Genomic DNA, 16,958 nt, shown 5'->3' on the forward strand with positions numbered 1-16,958 from the left:
ACGCGGAGGAAGTGGCCGCGCGCACCACGCGTGCATACCGTTTCGACCATGGGTGACACGAAGAAAGTAGACGATTTCCTGAGCAAGCTCGACCACCCGATGAAGGCCGAGATCGTGGCCGTCAGGGACATCATCGCCAAGGTGAGCCCTGACATCGAGGAGGACGTCAAGTGGGGCGGCCCCAGCTTCTTCTACAAGGAGGACATGGCCAGCCTCAACCCCCGGGTGAAGAACTACGTCGCGGTCATCTTCCACAAGGGGTCGCTGCTCAGCGACGAGACCGGACTGCTGGAGGCGGGCCCCAAGGGCAGGGCCTACGTCAAGTTCCACTCCATGGCCGAGGTGGAGGCCGGCCGGGAGACCCTTGAGAAGCTGGTGAACGACTGGATCAAACTCATGGACCAGTGACGGAGCCGGCCCGCGCCCGCGCCCGCGGCCGCGGCCGCGGGCGGGACGGCCGATCGACCGGAGGCCCCGGGCCCCCCGGAGGACCGGCCGGCCGGAGACCCCCGGGTCCCACAGAGGATCGGCCGGCCAGAGCCCCCGGATCCCGCAGAGGACCGGTCAGCCGGAGATCCTCCGGTCCCCGGGGCCGTTCGCGGCGGCCGTGGCGCGCTCCGCCGCCGCGACCGCGTTGCGGAACAGCATGGCGACGGTCGTCGGGCCCACGCCGCCGACCCTGGGGGTGATGGCGCCGGCCACCTGGGCGCAGGACTCGTCCACGTCGGGCAGCAGACGGCGTCCGGCGTAGCGCACGCCGCCGCCGATCACGACCGCGCCCGGTTTGACGTGCTCGGGCCGGATGATGCCCGGCACCCCGGCGGCGGCGATCAGGATGTCGGCGCGCCGGGTGTAGCGGGTCCAGTCGGGCACCCCGGTGTGGACCACCGTGACGGCCGCGTTGGCCGTGGGCCGCTTCTGCCCGAGCAGCATCGCCAGGGGGCGGCCGAGGGTCGCCCCCCGGCCGAGGATGACCACCTCCCGGCCGGACACCGGGATGCCGTGGTGGGCGAGGAGTTCCTCGATGCCCGCCGGGGTGCAGGGCAGCGGACCGGGCAGCCCGAGCGCGAGCCGTCCCATGTTGAGCGGGTGCATGCCGTCGACGTCCTTGTCCGGGTCCACGGCCATCAGCGCCCGGTCGTAGTCCAGGTGCGCCGGGACGGGGTACTGCACGAGCAGCCCGTGCACCGCGGGGTCGGCGTTGAAGGACTCGATGACGGAGTGCAGGTCGGCCTGGGTCGCGTCCGCGGGCAGGTGCGCGTGCGGGGAGGCGAAGCCGAGTTCGGCCGCCTGGCGCTGCTTGATGCGGATGTATCCGGCGCTGGCGTCGTCGTCACCGACGAGGACCGTCGCCAGGGCGGGCGTGACGCCCCGCCGTACCAGGGCGGCCACCCGTCCGGCCACCTCGGCGAGGATCCGCTCGGCCACCGGACCGCCGGGAAGGAGCCGCGCGGTGGGCGCGGCGTCGCCGGAGACGGCGGAGGCGGCGGGAAGGAGCCGCGCGGTGGGCGCGGCGTCGCCGGAGACGGCGGAGGCGGCGGGAGAACCGGACGGGCCGGAAGCGGTGGGTGCGGCGTCGCCGGAGGAGCCGGAGGAGCCGGAGGTCACGGGCGCGGGGTCACCGTACGGAGGCTGGGACATGTGTCTCCTCGGAGTGGGTGCCCAGGCGGTCGACCCCCACGACGAGCTCCCCGATGGTTGACGCCATCCCCGTGCCGCCAGTCGCTTGGCCTCCAGGATGCCCGATCGCCGCCCTTCCCCGCCAATCGGCCCCGCCGATCATCCGCGTCGGCCGGCCCCGCCGGTCGTCTCGACCGGCCGACGGCCGGCCGGGGCGGCGCGTCCGTCAGCGCAGCAGCCCGACCCCGCTGTAGCCGTCGACGCCGGGCATCTTGGGGAGGCGGGGCTCGTCCGCCTCGGGACGCCAGTCCTCGGTCGTCGTCAGGCCGGGCTCCACCAGTTCGAAGCCGTCGAAGAAACGCAGGATCTGCGCGTGGGTGCGGGGGGTCGGGGAGCCCGCGGCGGTCCGGGTGTACAGCTCGCGCCCCTGGCGGACGGTGTTCTCGTCGAGGTCCCCGAAGGACAGGTGGCTGATCGCCACGGCGCTGCCGGGGGCGAGCCGGCCGCGCAGCGTCGCGACGATCCGCTCGGCGAGGTCGTCGTCCGGGACGAAGTGCAGTACGGCGAGCAGGAGGACGCCCACCGGCCGGGTGAAGTCGAGATGCTTGGTGACGCGGGGGTCGTCGAGGACGGCCTCGGGTTCCCTGAGGTCTCCGTCCACGACGATGGTCCGCTGGTCTTCGGCCAGCAGGGCGCGCCCGTGGGTGAGCACGATGGGGTCGTTGTCGACGTAGACCGTACGGGAGTCGGGGTCGGCTCCCAGCGCCACCTGGTGCACGTTCTCCTGCGTGGGCAGGCCCGCGCCGACGTCGAGGAACTGCCGGATCCCCTGCTCCGCCATGAACCGTACGGCCCTGCGCAGGAAACGCCGGTTGGCCCGGACCCCTTCCCGGACGTTCGGCGTGATCTCGATGAGTTTCTCGGCCGCGGCCCGGTCGGAGGCGAAGTTGTCCTTGCCGCCCAGGAGGTAGTCGTAGATCCGGGCAACGCTCGGAACCGCCGGGTCGATCCCCTCGGGCACAGCGCTCACGTCTCATCCCACCTTCACGCGTTTCCGCCGATCATAAAGGAGCGGGCGAGGATTATGGCGGACCAAAGCCGAGAACTCCTCACATTTTCCCGGCTCATATTCCCCCGCGGCGTCCGGAGCGGGCGTCGGCCCGAGTGAAGACCGCGCGGCGGTCGCCCGGAACCGGTCCTACTGGGAGAACCGGCTCTCCCGGGGTAGGAGGGGCCCGTCCGGGAAGGCCGTCGGCCCCGGTTTGGAAGGCCCCCGTCGCGGTGAGGATCCATCGGCGAGCCGGAGGAGGAACGATGTGGACGACGTGAGCGATCTGCCGATCTGCGTGACCTGCGGGGTCCAGTACGGCGAACCGCGTGACGACTGCCCGATCTGCGAGGACGAGCGGCAGTACGTCGGCTGGGAGGGGCAGCGCTGGACCTCCCTGCGCGAGCTGCGCGGAGCCGGGCACCGGTCCGTGGTCGCCGAGGAGGGGGCGGGCGTGTTCGGGGTGGGCACCGACCCGGCCACGGCCATCGGGCAGCGGGCGCTGCTGGTGCGCACCCCGTCCGGCAACGTGCTGTGGGACATGGTCACCCACCTGGACGACGACCTGATCAGACAGGTGAACGAGCTGGGCGGGATCGACGCCATCGCGATCAGCCATCCGCACTTCTACGGCACGATGGTGGAGTGGGCGCACGTCTTCGACGCCCCGATCCACGTCCACTCGGCCGACCGCCGGTGGGTGGCCCGCCCCGACGAGTCGGTCGTCTTCTGGGACGGCGACACGCACGAGATCGCCGAGGGCCTCACGCTGATCAACGCGGGGGTGCATTTCGACGGCGGGCAGGTGATGCACTGGCGTGACGGCGAGGACGGCCGGAGCGCGCTGTTCTCCGGCGACATCCTCCAGGTGGTGCCCGACCGCCGCTGGGTGAGCTTCATGTACAGCTATCCGAACCTCATCCCGGAGCGTCCCCGCACGGTCCGCCGGGCTCTGTCGCTGCTGGAGCCGTACGGCTTCGACCGCGTCTACGGCGGGTGGTGGAAACGGGTCGTCCGCACCGACGGCGCCGCGGCCGTGCGCCGCTCCGCGGAGCGCTACCTCCGCTTCGCCCTGGACGACGCCCCGGACGACGCCCCGAGCGCCCCGGACAGCGCCCTGAACGAGGCCCCGGACAGCGCCCCGGGCGGCCCTGGAACCGGATCCGCAGCCGGAGCCGGCGGCGCGGACGGAGTCCCGGACCGTGGAGGACGGGAAAGAATCACCGCAGAAACGGGTCATATCCCGCCCCGCAGCCCGTATACCTGGTAAGACGGATGGATACCCGCCCTGAGAACTGCGGGTCTAAGGAGCCCCCTGATGTCATCCGAAGGCGCGACGGCGCTCCTCATATCATCGGACTCGTACGGCGTCGTCACCGTCGTCCGTACCACCGGTGAACTCGACTACGACTACGCCCAGATGTTCCAACGAGAGCTCGCCCGGGCCCTGGACCGCGACTCCGGCCCGCCGGAGCTGCTCGTCCTCGACCTCGCCGGGCTCACCTTCTGCGACTCCACCGGAATGGCCGGACTGCTGTGGGGCATGCGCCGGAGCCGGGAGGCCGGGACCCGCATGGTGCTGGCCGGCGCGTCCAGCGCCCTGCTCCACATGCTGCGGATCACCGGCCTGCTGCCCTACTTCGAGACGGCGGCCTCCACGGCCGAGGCCGTGGAGCGTTTCGAGACGGCGGCGGACACGGGTCCGGAACGGGACCCCGGCCGGCCGGAACCGGAACCGGGATCAGTACGGATCGAGGTCGATGTGCAGCCGGATGACCGTGCCGGTCCCGGGGGCGGACCGGATCTGGACCAGGTCGCACAGCTGGTGGATCAGCCAGAGACCCCGGCCGCCCAGTGACCCGGCCTCGGGGAGCCTGCGGCCGGCCATCGGGTCGGCCATCACCCCCTCGTCACGGAACTCGCACACGAACGTGCCCCGCCACGTCCAGACGCGGAGGACGCCGTGCCCTCCCCCGTGGACGATGCTGTTGGCGGCCGCCTCGGTGACCGCGACGAGGACCTCCTTCAGCCGCTCCCTCCGCAGCCCGTACGGCGCGGCGCGGGAGGTGACCGCGTCACGGACCGCGGCGAGGTCCCCCGGCCCGTAGGGGATCTCCTCGAGGGGGCCGGGGGCGGGTTCGAGCTCGTCCCAGACGAAGGGGTCGGCGCTGTACGCCGCGTGCCCGCGGTGGACGCCCCGCTCCAGGACGAACGGGTGGCAGCGGGCGATCTCCCGCACGGTCCGGGCGCCGACCGCGGCGGTGTCGCAGGGGCACAGCAGCCACCAGTCGGGCGAGGCGGTGAACGCCACGTTGAGCAGCCACTCGTGGTAGCACAGCTCAATGGTCTCCGCGGCGTTCCGCCCGTCCCAGCCGCTCTCCCCGATGCCGCGCACCGGTCGTCCCCTCCCCGCCCACTCGGCGGTCCACCGCTGCCAGGCGGGGATGAGCCGGGCGGGGTTGCGGCCCAGCCGGGAGGAGTCCATGAACGCCACGCGAGGGTCGGGGGCGGGAAGCGCCGCGCGCAGGATCCGTTCCCTCCGCTCGGGCACGGAGACCAGGACGACCTCGTCGGCCGTCAGGGCGTCCTCGATGAAGGACAGCGCCCCGGAGAGGAACTGCGCCTCCCCGGAGTAGAGATAGAGCTCGTGGTGCAGCCCCGGCGTCTTCGCGGATCCCGTGAGTGTGTCGTGTGTTCCGGTGATGTCCATCGGCTCCAACCCGTCCTTGCGGGGCCGCGGCGGCCCGGATGCCCGGATGCGCGGTGCCGCGACCGCGGAGGGCCGCCGGACGACGCGCCGCCGGAACAGCCGGCTCCGGCGGGCGTCCCGGTCTCCGATCCCCGAGCCGGAGTCCCGGGACGACGGCCCTCGCGTTCTCGTGCCCCGTGCGCGGGGAGGCACACCTGCCGTGGAGCGGTCAGCCGAATTAACTATAAAAAGCAAGAAAAATAATGAAAAAAGAGAACTTCTCGAACGATGTCGCGAAACCCTGCGCGCGGCGCTGACAGGTGCGTCAAAATCGTGTCACCAGGGACGGTCCACTACATCACGAAAGTGGGTCCCGATGCGAAAAATGGTGCCGCGCATGACCGCGGAGTCGTTGCCCGAGCGGCTGGACGACCTGCCCGTGGAGCCGAAGGACTTCCTCCAGCTCGTGGCCGTCGACTTCACCGGGACCTATAACGTCTACCTCTCCGCCAAGGACGAACGGCTCAAGATGACCAGGCTCTCCATGAGCCTGCTGTCGGCGCCGTTCGCCGCCGCGATCGCGCTGGCCAGCACGAAGGTGATCGACCCCCGGGCGCTGACCTCGTGGGACGGTGTGCCGGGCTACCTGTTCGCGATGGTCACCGCGTTCGGGTTGCTGAACATGCTGCCGTTCCTGCGGCTGATCGAGGCCGTGAACGCCCACATGCGGACCGCCCGCGCCATCAACAACTTCCGCCTGCTCTACGTCGTCCAGCTCAAGGACCACCTGTCCGCGCTGGGCTGGACCCCCAACCTGCCGGTGGACCCCCGCTATCCCGAGACGTACGCGCCGCTCGCCTGGCCGGGCGTCAACGTGATGATGCTCGCCGTGGTCAACGGCGCCTACATGGCGGTCGGCGTGCTCGGCCTGGTGGGCGCCGATCCCAATCCGGCGTTGCTCATGGTGGTCATCGGACTGATCGCGCTGATCCACTATTTCATCTACTACGTCCGCGCGAACGTCTCCCGCCGCCGCAGGCTTCCCCACAATCCCTACCATTTCCCCAACGTGGAGACCTGAATGTCCGACTACCTCAGATTCGCGTCTTGTGGGGAGACGTGGATCTGGCTGATGCGCCACGTGCGACGCCACGGCCTGCCCGCCGAGGACGACCGCGGCCCGGTCCTCGAGGCCCCGCCGGCGCTGTTCGAGATCACCGGCCTCGGCTGGGACGACCCGGTCCTGCGCTCCTACGGCGACGCCCGGAAGATCCCGCCGTACTCCAGGAAGTTCAGTGAGCGCGTGGTGATCCCGCCGTTCAAGTACAGCTACGGAGGCCGGCTCCGGCAGCTCCTCGGCGTCGACCAGCTCCGCTGGGCGGCCGGCGTGCTGCGCGCCAAGCCGTACACCAAGAGCGCCTGGATCTCCCTGACCGTCCCCGGTGAGCCGCCGGACGCGGTGCCCTGCCTGACCAGCCTCGCCTTCCGGCTCCGCGAGGGGCGGCTGGCGATGACCGCGGCCTTCCGGTCACAGAACGCCCTCACCTCCTACCTGAACTACGTGCCGCTGCGTAGTATCCAGGGCGAGGTCGCCGAAGACCTCGGAGTGGGCTGTGGGGCGATGAGGGTCTTCGTCGACGTTCCGCACATCTACGCGGTGGACGCGGCGGCGGTCGAGGAGATCCTCCGGCTGTCGGAGCGCGATGGGCTCGGCGAGGGCGGGTCGGCACCGGGTGATGCTGGTCGACCTGGACGGGACGGTGGTCGACTATGCCCGGACGGAGCGCGCCGCGCTGGCTGAGGTCCGCCGCCGGTTCTTCCGGATGGACCACGCCGAGTTCCTGACGGCCTTCCACGCCGCCAACGAGCCGCTCTGGGCCGCCTACCGCGAACACCGGATCACGCTGGCGGAGCTCCGGCTGGAACGCTGGGCACGGCTGGGCGCCCCCCGCGGGGTGGCGGCGGCGTTCGAGGACGCGCTCGGGCGGCACGTGGCCCTGTTCCCCGAGGCCCGCGCCGCCCTGCGGCGGCTGGCGCGGCGCCTCCCCCTGGCACTGGTGACCGACGGCCTGGCCGACGTGCAGCGGGCCAAGCTGCGCCGTACCCGTATCGGGGGGTTCTTCCGGCACGTGGTGATCGCGCCCGAGGTGGGCATGCGCAAGCCCGACGGCGACCTGCTGCACCACGCCCTCGGCCTGCTGGAGGCCGAGGCCGGCGACGCGCTGATGGTCGGCGACTCCCCGGCGAGCGACGGCGCCTGCGCGCGGGCCGCCGGGGTGGACTTCTGCTGGGTGAACCGCACCGGGGCGGCGTGCGTCCCGGAGGTCCCGGTCCATCGGACCGTCACCCATCTCGGAACCGTCTGAAGGGGTCAGACCGGTTCGGGGGACGCCTCGACCTGAAGGGATCAGACCGGTTCGGGGGACGCCTCGAACGCCTCGGCGACCGCGGCCCGGACCCGGTCCATGCCGACCGGGGAGCCGATCTCGCGGCTCAGGGAGGTCATGTCGACCTCCGGCATGCCGCACGGCACCGCCCAGTTCCACGGGGACAGGTCGCCCTCGACGTTGAGGGCGAACCCGTGGCTGGTCACGCCGCGGCTCTGCCGCATGCCGATCGAGACGATCTTCCGGCCGGTCTCGACGGTCCACACCCCGGTGAGCAGCTCGGCGCCGGGCGGGGTGTCGCGGCGCTCGGCCGGGACGCCGAGCGCGCCGAGCGCGCGGACGAGGCGCAGCTCGACCTCCCGGACGTAGTCGACGATCTTCTCGGTCTCGTCGAGCTTGACGATCAGGTAGCCGACGAGCTGGCCGGGGCCGTGGTAGGTGAGCTGCCCGCCGCGGCCCGTGGTCACCACCGGGATGCCGTGGGACGGATCGGGCAGGTGCTCCTGGAGCGTACGCTTCCCGACGGTGTACACCTGCGGGTGGCTGAGGAGCCAGAGGGCGTCGGGGCGCTCGTCGCGCTGCCTTCCGCCGACCAGGTCGGTCATCCGCTCCATGGCCTTCTCGTACTCGACCAGCTCGTCCTGGATCAGCGACAGGGGACGTTGCCTCATGCCCCCAGCATATTTTCCCCTGCGGGTCCCGGCGGCGGCCGCCCTCCGTCGGCGGCCGGCCTCCGGTTCGGGCGGCTCCCGGTTAGGGCCGCCTTCGGTTCGGGTGGCTCCCGGTAGCGGGCGGCTTCTAGTAACGGGGGGCCGCGGAGGCCTTCGGCATGACGATCCACAGCACGACGTAGGCGACCCACATCGGCCCGGGAAGGAGCGAGAGGATCAGCCACAGCACCCGGACGAGGGTGGGCGGCACGCCGAGGCTCTCCGCGATCCCGCCGCAGACGCCGGCGATGACCTTGTGGTTGACCGAACGGTGCATTTCTTCCTCTTTCCGAGTCGTCGTTTCCACCCCGTTCAACGAGGGCCCGAGACGTCCACGTTCCCCACGCGACCCTGAGAAAACCCTGACAGGGTCGCGCCGGCCTCGCCTTTCCCGGAAGCGACCCGCTTCACCTGGTAAAACCCGTGTCCGCCTTCGCGTTCCCGACCGGCGCGTCAGACCCGCCTCGGGGTTTTACGCCGCTTACGGTTTACGGGGGTGCGCGCCCCTCGGAGTGCCCCGCACGTCCTTTCCGACCCGAGGAGCATGAATGCGCAACCACCTGACCGCCGGAACGGCGGCGATCCTCACCGTGCCCCTGGTGCTCGTCGCACCGGCCGTCTCGGCGGCCGCCCCGCCGACGGTGCCGCCCGTCGCCACGCTCCCGGCGGCCCCGCACGCCGTCCCGGTCACAGCCCCGGGCGCCGCTCCCCCGGCGACGCCGCACGCCGTCCCGGCGCCGGCCCGGACGGCTCCCCCGGACCTCGCGGTGCCGACGCTCATCCCGCCCCTCACTCCGCCGACGTTCGCCCCGGCGACGTTCGCCCCGCCGACGGCGACCCCGCTCCCCGTGCCGACCCTCTCGCTGGCGAACATCAAGGCGCACCTGGCCCGGTTCCAGGCCATCGCCGACGCCAACGGCGGCAACCGCGCCCACGGCAGCCCCGGCTTCCTCGCCTCGGCGAACTACGTCAAGAACCTCCTCGACGGCGCCGGGTTCACCACGACCCTGCAGCCGTTCACCTACGGCGGCCTGACCGGCTACAACGTCATCGCCGACTGGCCCGGAGGCGACCCCGACGACGTCCTCATGCTGGGCGCGCACCTCGACAGCGTGAACGCCGGACCGGGCATCGACGACAACGGCTCCGGCAGCGCCGCCCTGCTGGAGACCGCGCTGGAGGTCTCCCGCCGTGCGCTGAAACCCACCAGGCACCTGCGGTTCGCCTGGTGGGGCGCGGAGGAGCTGGGCCTGCGCGGCTCGGCCCACTACGTGAACAACCTCACGGCCGCCGAGCGCGCGAAGATCAAGGCGTACCTGAACATCGACATGATCGGCTCCCCCAACCCCGGCTACTTCGTCTACAACGGCGGCAACGCCGACAACACCACCGGGGTCCCGGCCCCGGAGGGCTCCGAGGAGCTGGAGCGGACTTTCCGGGCCTACTACGCCTCCATCGGCGTGCCCGTCGCGGAGGTCCAGCTGAACGCCCGGTCCGACCACGGTTCGTTCCTCGCCGCGGGCATCCCGGTGGGCGGCGTCTTCAGCGGGGCCGAGGACATCAAGTCCCTGACCCAGGTCCAGCTGTGGGGCGGCACGGCGGGCAGGCCGTTCGACTCCTGCTACCACCAGCAGTGCGACACCACCTCCAACATCGACGACACCGCGCTCGGCCGCAATGCCGGCGCCGTCCCCTACGCCGTGTGGACGCTCTCGCTGAGCGCGCCCCCGAAGGCCGTCTGGCAGGACGAGTTCGAGTCGGCGACCGGCTGGATCACCAATCCCGCGGGCACCGACACCGCCACCAGCGGCCGGTGGGAGCGCGGCCGCCCCGAGGCCACCTCCTACGAGGGCCCCAAGCAGCTCGGCACCACGACCAGCGGCGTCAACGACCTGGTCACCGGGCGGCGGGCCGGGTCGTCCGCGGGCGCGAACGACATCGACGGAGGCAGGACGAGCATCCAGTCGCCGCCCATCACGCTGCCGGCCGGCGGGCCGCTGAAGCTCTCCTTCTCCTGGTATCTCGCGCACGCCGCCAACGCCACCGACGCCGACTACTTCCGCGTCTCGGTCGTCGGCCGCGACAAGCGCCAGGTGTTCGAACGGCTCGGCCAGCCCGCCAACCGCGACGGCGCCTGGGCCACCGCGGAGACGGACATCTCCCAGTTCGCCGGTCAGACCGTCCGCATCCTCATCGAGGCCGCGGACGAGGCCAACCCCTCGCTCGTCGAGGCCGGCGTCGACGACGTCAGGATCAACTGGGGATCCGACCGGCTCCTCTGAGGACCCCGGGTACGGCTCCCGCCGGGCGGGAGCCGTACCCGGGAAGCAGGCCGCACCGCGGGACCGGAAGGGGCCCGCGCGGGCCGTGCCGCGGCGACCAGGGGAGCCCCATAACGTTTCACATCCCCGTTCGGGAGGATCTAGGCGCGGGCCGTTTATGACGGTACGTTCCGCCTTAGTACACACGGGGGACCTTCCACGTTCCACCTCCCGAGGAGCGCAATGCGCCTTACGTCACGCCGCGGCACGGTCAGGACGGCCGTCCTGGTCACGGCCGTCGCCCTTCCCCTCGCCCTCGCGGCACCCGCCGCGACGGCCGGGACCGCCGCGCCCGCCGCGTCCGGCGTCTCCGACATCCTGGCGGAGGCCGTGGCCCACCTGGTCAAGGGCCAGAACGTCAAGAAGCACCTCGACGCGCTCCAGGCCGTCGCCGGCGCCAACGGCGGCAACCGGGCCGTGGGCACGCCCGGCTACGACGCCTCGCTGGCCTACATCAGGGACAAGGTGACCCGGGCCGGCTACAAGGTGTCCACCACCGACGTCGAGTTCCCGATCAAGTGGGAGGAGTTCTCCCCCTCGGTCCTGCAGAAGGTCTCCCCCGAGGCGAAGACGTACGCCAACCCCACCGACTTCGTCACCGTGACCCCGTCCGACGGCGGGGACGTCACCGCGGAGATCCAGGTCGTCGACCCGGTCATCCCGCCCGCGCCCGTCCCCAACACCTCCACCGCGGGCTGCGAGAGCTCCGACTTCGCTGGATTCGTCCCCGGCCGGATCGCCCTGATCCAGCGCGGCACCTGCGCGTTCATCGACAAGGCCACGAACGCGAAGGCCGCGGGCGCGGCCGGCGTGATCTTCTTCAACGAGGGCCAGCCCGGCCGTACCGACCCGTTCGGGTTCGACATCCGCGAATGGCGCTTCGGCTTCCCGATCGTCATCACGAGCACCGCCGTCGGCCTCGACCTGGCCCGTGACCCGGGCACGGTCGTCCACCTGAAGGTGGACGCCAAGACCACGGTCGGCCACGCGAAGAACCTCATCGCCGAGTCCCGGTACGGCGCCGCCGGCGAGGTCGTGATGGCCGGCGCCCACCTCGACAGCGTCCCCGAGGGCCCCGGCATCAACGACAACGGCTCCGGCAGCGCCGCCATCCTGGAGACCGCGCTGAAGATGGCGCACCTGCCCACCAAGAACCGGCTGCGGTTCGCCTGGTGGGCCGGTGAGGAGCTGGGCCTGCTCGGCTCCGAGCAGTACGTCGCGGGCCTGTCGCAGGCCGAGCGGGACCGGATCCGGCTCTACCTCAACTTCGACATGGTCGCCTCGCCGAACGACGTCACCTTCCTCTACGACGGCGACGACTCCGACGCCGAGGGCTCGGGCCCCGGCCCGGACGGCTCCGCCGGGATCGAGAAGGTCTTCGAGCGGTACTACGGCAAGCGCGGCCTGCCGTTCAAGGGCACGGACTTCGACGGCCGCTCCGACTACGGCGCGTTCATCGCCAACGGCATCCCCTCCGGCGGCATCTTCACCGGCGCCGAGGGGATCAAGACCGCCGAGGAGGCCGCCCGCTTCGGCGGCACGGCCGGCCGGCCGTACGACCCCTGCTACCACGACGTGTGCGACACCATCGCCAACGTCAACGCCGCCGCCCTCGACCGCAACGCCAGGGCCGTCGCCTACGCGACCGCGCGGTACGCCTACGACCTGACCGGCATCCCCGACCGGAACGCCGCCGCCCAGGCCAAGGCCGCCGCCGCCCCGGCGCGGACCCCGGCCCACGGCGCGGCGAGCTGACCCACCCGGCCGCGCCGTCCCCGCGGCGCGGCCGGACCACACAGGACGACACAGGACCACACCGGGCGTCGCCTCCGCGGCGCACCGGGCCGCACCCGCGCCGTGTCCACGGCGCACCGGACCGGACCAGAACCACATCGGAACCACACCGAACGCGCCGCGTCCGCGGCGCGCAGGCGCACCACCAGGTTGTACGGCACGCGCCCCACGAAGGCGCGCGCCGATCGGGGGATCCCCTCACCTCCCAACCCGAGGAGCATGATGCGCAAACTGTGGAGCATCGGGGCGGCGGCGATCCTGGCCGTCCCGCTGGCGCTCACCGCACCGGCCGTCTCGGCGGCCGCCCCGCCGGACATCTCGCTGACGAACGTCAAGGCCCACCTCACCCAGCTCCAGTCGATCGCCACCGCCAACGGCGGCAACCGCGCCCATGGCCGCCCCGGCTATCTCGCCTCGGCGAACTACGTCAGGAACCTCCTGGACGGCGCGGGCTTCACCACCACCCTGCAGTCGTTCAGCTACAACGGGGCGACCGGCTACAACGTCATCGCCGACTGGCCCGGAGGCGACGCGAACGACGTCCTCATGGTCGGCGCGCACCTCGACAGCGTGACCGCCGGACCGGGCATCAACGACAACGGCTCCGGCAGCGCCGCCATCCTGGAGACCGCGCTGGAGGTCTCCCGCCAGCGGCTGGCGCCGTCCAAGCACCTGCGTTTCGCCTGGTGGGGCGCGGAGGAGCTGGGCCTGCGCGGCTCGCAGTACTACGTGAACAACCTGCCGTCCACCGAACGGTCCAAGATCAAGGGTTACCTGAACTTCGACATGGTGGGCTCTCCCAACCCCGGTTACTTCATCTACGACGGCGACAACTCCGACGGCGTGGGCTCGGGCCCCGGCCCGGCCGGCTCGGCGCAGCTGGAGGCGACGCTCGCCGCCTACTTCGCCTCGATCGGCGTGCCGACCCGGGGCACCGACTTCGACGGACGCTCCGACTACGGGCCGTTCATCAGCGTCGGCATTCCGGCGGGCGGCACGTTCACCGGGGCCGAGGGCATCAAGTCGAGCTCCCAGGCGAGCCTGTGGGGCGGCACGGCGGGCGCGGCGTTCGACTCCTGCTACCACCGCTCGTGCGACACCGTCTCCAACGTCAACGACACCGCACTGAACCGCAACGCCGACGCGATCGCCTACGCCGTGTGGACGATCGCCACCGCCACCCCGCCGGTGACGGTCTACTCCGACACCTTCGAGACGGCGACCGGCTGGACCGTCAACCCGTCCGGCACCGACACCGCCACCGCCGGGCAGTGGGAGCGCGGCGACCCCGAGGCCACCGCCTCCAGCGGCGCCAAGCAGCTCGGCACCACGGTCAGCGGCGTCAACGACCTGGTCACCGGACGTCTGGCCGGGGCCTCGGCCGGTGACCACGACATCGACGGCGGCACCACCACCGTGCAGTCGCCGCCGATCACGCTGCCGTCGGGCGGCCCGCTCAAGCTGGGCTTCTCGTGGTACCTCGCGCACGGCTCCAACTCCTCCAGCGCCGACTACCTGCGCGTCAAGGTCGTCGGCTCCACCACCACCCAGGTCTTCCAGCAGCTCGGCGCGGCGGCCAACCGCGACGGGGCCTGGGCCGCGGCCGAGGCGGACGTCTCCGCCTACGCCGGGCAGACCGTCCGCATCCTCGTCGAGGCCGCCGACGCCTCCACCGCCTCGCTCGTCGAGGCCGGCATCGACGACGTGAAGATCACCCGCTAGGAGCCCCGGTACGGCTCCCGCCCCGCGGCGGGAGCCGTACCGGAAGGTCAGTGCTCGGAGGTGAAGGTGGCCCCCTCCTCGCCGGGGCCGGAGGAACGATCCGCCCGCGGTGCGGGTACATCCCACTGCTGGACGGCGACATCCCAGTTCCCGGGGGCGGGAGCGAGCCCGTCGAGGATCCCCTCGGCCGTTTCCGCGCTCTTCTGCAGATCGGACATGAAGTCCGTCCCCGACGGCACCCGGTCGCGTGGCACCACCGCGACCGTGACGCCGTCGCTGCTCAGGAAGTCCCACTTCGCCGGCTTCGGCCCGCACGGCCGCGCCACGGCGAGCACGCCGCCGTCGCGGACGCCCGGCCAGATGAACGCGTACATGTCCGCGTCCTCACATCGGACGTACACCGAGCCCGGCCCGCTTGTCGCCGCCTTCACCCGGAACCTCTTGTTGATCTTCGTGTAGGAGCGGCTCTCGACCGTGTGGCTGTCGGGAAGACCGCCCAGATTCCGCTCGCCCTTCGTCGCGGACATCGTGCCGTTGTCGAGGCAGATGTCCGGCGAGCAGGATCGGGTGGAGACACCGCCGTCGTGGACCGCGATCTCCCAGAAGCCGGGTCCGGGTGCGGCGCCCGCCAGCACCCGGTCGAAATCCTCCGGTGTGAGCGTCGTCTTCCTCATGATCTCCGGTGGAACCTGCGAGGTCCGTACGGTGAACGCCTGGATCTCGGCGGCGGTCCCCTCCCCGGCTCCTTCGAGCGTGCCGAGCGCGGTCCGCTGACGCCCCCGATCGCTTCCGCAGTCGCTGCGATCGACCCGGTTCCCGAAGCGTACGAAGGTCTGCACCGGACCGGCGCAGTTCACCCGGTAGGAGGACCGGTCCGTCCTCGGGACGAAGGAGAGAGTCTCGGTCTTCCCCTCCGTCTCGAACCGCGCACCCGCCAGCCGTATCCCCTCTTCCCGGGGCGCCTCCACCGTGGCCGCAATGTTCGACGCCGTCCCCCGGCCACCGTGCAGCAGCAGCGGTGCGGGGGTGGCCACGACCGCCAGCACCGCGACGACCGCGGCCACACGCCTGCGCCGCCGGATCCGGCGCCCCTTGGCGATTATCTCCTCCAGGTGGGCGGCGCCCCCGCTGCCGCCCCCGCTGCGCTCGATGAGCAGGTCCCTCAGGTCGTGCTCGTCGTGGATCATCGCTTCGCCTCCGTCATCGTCCCGATTCCCCGATCGACCCGCAGCCGGGCCAGCGCTCTGCCGAGCTGGCTCTTCACGGCCCCCAGCGAGCAGCCGAGCACGTCCGCCACCTGGGCCAGGGTCATCCCCTCGAAGTAATGCAGGACCACCACCGCCCGCTGGCGGACGGACAGCACGCCGAGCGCCGTCCACAGCGCGTCCCGCTCGCCGACGCCGTCGGTGAAGTCCCCTTCGATCGCCTGCTCCGGCAGGACCTCGGTAGGCACCTCGCCCCGCCAGCGCCGCCGCCACCAGGAGGCATGTGTGTTGGTGATGATCCGGTAGACGTACGGATCGGGGTTGCCGTCGATCCGCCGCCAGGCGGTCCACGCCTTCGCCAGCGCCGTCTGCACCAGATCCTCGGCTTCGGCCCAGTCCCTGGTGAGGAGATACGCCGTTCTTCGCAGCCGTTCGTGCCGCTGCGCGACGTAGTCCGCGAACTCAGTCATTCCTTTGCCTCCCGCGTACGGCTTCGAGAATGACTACCGCCGGGGCCCCGCACCCGGTTGACAGCGATCTCAACCGAATGACCGAGGCGCGGCGACTCTCCACCTCCGCTAATCTCGCGTAGGTCACGCACGTGCTGGGATGGAAGGTGCCCACGTTGATCGGCTGGTTCGAAGCGGTGGTCCTCGGGCTCGTACAGGGGCTGACGGAGTTCCTGCCGATCTCCTCCAGTGCCCACATCAGAGTCGTCTCGGCGCTCCTGGGCTGGCAGGACCCGGGTGCGGCGTTCACTGCGGTGATCCAGCTCGGCACCGAGGCCGCGGTGGTGATCTACTTCCGCCGGGACATCTGGGAGATCATCTCCACCTGGACCCGGTCGCTGTGGCGGCCCGACCTGCGGTCCCACCACGCGGCGCGGATGGGCTGGTACGTCATCGCCGGCACGATCCCGATCGTCGTGCTGGGCCTGCTGTTCAAGGACAGCATCGAGACGGTCTTCCGCGACCTGCGCCTGATCGGCACCACCCTGATCGTCTTCGGCGTGATCCTGTGGCTGGCCGACCGCACCGCCCGCAACAAGCTCACGCTGCAGAAGAACCTCAGCCTCACCCACGCCCTGGTGTACGGCCTCGCCCAGTCGCTGGCCCTGATCCCGGGCGTCTCCCGCTCCGGCGGCACGATCAGCGCCGGCCTGGTGCTCGACTACCGCCGGGAGGAGGCCGCCCGGTACTCCTTCCTGCTGGCCATCCCGGCCGTGCTGGGATCCGGGTTCCTGGAGCTGTTCAAGATCGGCGAGGGCCGGGCGCCCGAGTGGGGGCCGACCATCCTGGCGACGGTGATCTCGTTCTTCGTCGGCTACGCCGCGGTGGCGTGGTTCCTGAAGTACATCAGCACCCACCGCTTCACCGGCTTCGTGGTCTACCGGATCATCCTGGGCGTCGTCATCATCGCCCTGGTCTCCTCCGGCGTCCTCAACCCCATGGCGTAGTACCCG

General features: G+C 71.5%; 17 protein-coding genes and 1 riboswitch. Of the genes, 10 read left to right on the forward strand and 7 right to left on the reverse strand.

Going from position 1 to position 16,958, the window contains the following annotated elements:
• Window positions 1–48 precede the first annotated feature (48 nt).
• On the forward strand, window positions 49–408 hold the full coding sequence (locus ACZ6W9_RS33915) for a DUF1801 domain-containing protein (protein ID WP_362936610.1): 360 nt from the start codon (window positions 49–51) through the stop codon (window positions 406–408).
• Window positions 409–564: 156 nt separating this feature from the next.
• Here the strand turns inward: ACZ6W9_RS33915 and ACZ6W9_RS33920 are convergent, their stop codons facing one another.
• Window positions 565–1,641, reverse strand: coding sequence for a bifunctional 5,10-methylenetetrahydrofolate dehydrogenase/5,10-methenyltetrahydrofolate cyclohydrolase (locus ACZ6W9_RS33920; RefSeq protein ID WP_470121428.1), 1,077 nt, complete (start codon window positions 1,639–1,641; stop codon window positions 565–567).
• A 12-nt stretch (window positions 1,642–1,653) separates the two neighbouring features.
• A riboswitch (ZMP/ZTP riboswitch) is annotated at window positions 1,654–1,736 on the reverse strand.
• Between the two features lie 110 nt (window positions 1,737–1,846).
• The gene (locus ACZ6W9_RS33925) at window positions 1,847–2,650 is read right to left on the reverse strand and encodes an SAM-dependent methyltransferase (RefSeq protein ID WP_389962325.1); all 804 of its coding nucleotides are present in this window, start codon (window positions 2,648–2,650) and stop codon (window positions 1,847–1,849) included.
• 286 nt (window positions 2,651–2,936) lie between these two features.
• Here ACZ6W9_RS33925 and ACZ6W9_RS33930 point away from each other — a divergent pair, with 286 nt between their 5' ends.
• Together ACZ6W9_RS33930 and ACZ6W9_RS33935 are read left to right on the forward strand one after the other, a co-directional pair.
• Complete coding sequence (locus tag ACZ6W9_RS33930; RefSeq protein ID WP_470121430.1) at window positions 2,937–3,938, forward strand: MBL fold metallo-hydrolase; 1,002 nt, start codon at window positions 2,937–2,939, stop codon at window positions 3,936–3,938.
• Window positions 3,939–3,986: 48 nt separating this feature from the next.
• Window positions 3,987–4,526 (forward strand): STAS domain-containing protein, encoded by a 540-nt coding sequence (locus tag ACZ6W9_RS33935; protein WP_389962331.1) that lies wholly within the window; start codon window positions 3,987–3,989, stop codon window positions 4,524–4,526.
• Here the strand turns inward: ACZ6W9_RS33935 and ACZ6W9_RS33940 are convergent.
• On the reverse strand, window positions 4,410–5,378 hold the full coding sequence (locus tag ACZ6W9_RS33940) for an anti-sigma factor RsbA family regulatory protein (protein ID WP_389962334.1): 969 nt from the start codon (window positions 5,376–5,378) through the stop codon (window positions 4,410–4,412). The two genes, ACZ6W9_RS33935 and ACZ6W9_RS33940, sit on opposite strands and share 117 nt — an antisense overlap.
• Window positions 5,379–5,733: 355 nt before the next feature.
• Here ACZ6W9_RS33940 and ACZ6W9_RS33945 point away from each other — a divergent pair, with 355 nt between their 5' ends.
• The 3 genes from ACZ6W9_RS33945 to ACZ6W9_RS33955 are packed head-to-tail and all read left to right on the forward strand — an operon-like array spanning window position 5,734 to window position 7,723.
• On the forward strand, window positions 5,734–6,438 hold the full coding sequence (locus tag ACZ6W9_RS33945; RefSeq protein WP_362936592.1) for a hypothetical protein: 705 nt from the start codon (window positions 5,734–5,736) through the stop codon (window positions 6,436–6,438).
• On the forward strand, window positions 6,439–7,158 hold the full coding sequence (locus ACZ6W9_RS33950; RefSeq protein WP_470121433.1) for a thymidylate synthase family protein: 720 nt from the start codon (window positions 6,439–6,441) through the stop codon (window positions 7,156–7,158).
• A complete protein-coding gene (locus ACZ6W9_RS33955; protein WP_470121437.1) occupies window positions 7,094–7,723 on the forward strand; it encodes an HAD-IA family hydrolase in 630 nt (209 codons plus the stop codon). Before ACZ6W9_RS33950 ends, ACZ6W9_RS33955 begins: the two co-directional genes overlap by 65 nt.
• Before the next feature lie 41 nt (window positions 7,724–7,764).
• On the opposite strand, the gene lipB is transcribed toward ACZ6W9_RS33955, so the two are convergent.
• Together lipB and ACZ6W9_RS33965 are read right to left on the reverse strand one after the other, a co-directional pair.
• Window positions 7,765–8,415: a lipoyl(octanoyl) transferase LipB gene (lipB, locus tag ACZ6W9_RS33960; RefSeq protein WP_362936583.1), complete on the reverse strand. Its 651-nt coding sequence runs from the start codon at window positions 8,413–8,415 to the stop codon at window positions 7,765–7,767.
• Between the two features lie 127 nt (window positions 8,416–8,542).
• Window positions 8,543–8,731, reverse strand: a complete 189-nt coding sequence (locus tag ACZ6W9_RS33965; protein WP_362936580.1) for a PspC domain-containing protein — start codon at window positions 8,729–8,731, stop codon at window positions 8,543–8,545.
• A gap of 271 nt (window positions 8,732–9,002) precedes the next feature.
• Between ACZ6W9_RS33965 and ACZ6W9_RS33970 the strand changes: the two genes are divergently transcribed.
• The 3 genes from ACZ6W9_RS33970 to ACZ6W9_RS33980 all read left to right on the forward strand — a co-directional run bounded on the left by ACZ6W9_RS33970 (window position 9,003) and on the right by ACZ6W9_RS33980 (window position 14,291).
• A complete protein-coding gene (locus tag ACZ6W9_RS33970) occupies window positions 9,003–10,736 on the forward strand; it encodes a M28 family metallopeptidase (RefSeq protein ID WP_389962348.1) in 1,734 nt (577 codons plus the stop codon).
• A gap of 222 nt (window positions 10,737–10,958) precedes the next feature.
• The gene (locus ACZ6W9_RS33975) at window positions 10,959–12,530 is read left to right on the forward strand and encodes a M28 family metallopeptidase (protein WP_470121442.1); all 1,572 of its coding nucleotides are present in this window, start codon (window positions 10,959–10,961) and stop codon (window positions 12,528–12,530) included.
• Between the two features lie 258 nt (window positions 12,531–12,788).
• Entirely contained in the window at window positions 12,789–14,291 is a 1,503-nt protein-coding gene (locus ACZ6W9_RS33980) for a M28 family metallopeptidase (RefSeq protein ID WP_389962355.1), read from the forward strand.
• Window positions 14,292–14,338: 47 nt separating this feature from the next.
• On the opposite strand, the gene ACZ6W9_RS33985 is transcribed toward ACZ6W9_RS33980, so the two are convergent.
• Together ACZ6W9_RS33985 and ACZ6W9_RS33990 are read right to left on the reverse strand one after the other, a co-directional pair.
• Window positions 14,339–15,478: a hypothetical protein gene (locus ACZ6W9_RS33985; protein WP_470121444.1), complete on the reverse strand. Its 1,140-nt coding sequence runs from the start codon at window positions 15,476–15,478 to the stop codon at window positions 14,339–14,341.
• On the reverse strand, window positions 15,475–15,966 hold the full coding sequence (locus tag ACZ6W9_RS33990) for a SigE family RNA polymerase sigma factor (RefSeq protein ID WP_389962361.1): 492 nt from the start codon (window positions 15,964–15,966) through the stop codon (window positions 15,475–15,477). Before ACZ6W9_RS33990 ends, ACZ6W9_RS33985 begins: the two co-directional genes overlap by 4 nt.
• Before the next feature lie 146 nt (window positions 15,967–16,112).
• Between ACZ6W9_RS33990 and ACZ6W9_RS33995 the strand changes: the two genes are divergently transcribed.
• A complete protein-coding gene (locus ACZ6W9_RS33995; RefSeq protein ID WP_389962364.1) occupies window positions 16,113–16,952 on the forward strand; it encodes an undecaprenyl-diphosphate phosphatase in 840 nt (279 codons plus the stop codon).
• The last annotated feature ends 6 nt before the right edge of the window (window positions 16,953–16,958 follow it).

The sequence above is a fragment of the Streptosporangium sp. NPDC053982 genome (assembly GCF_055585205.1).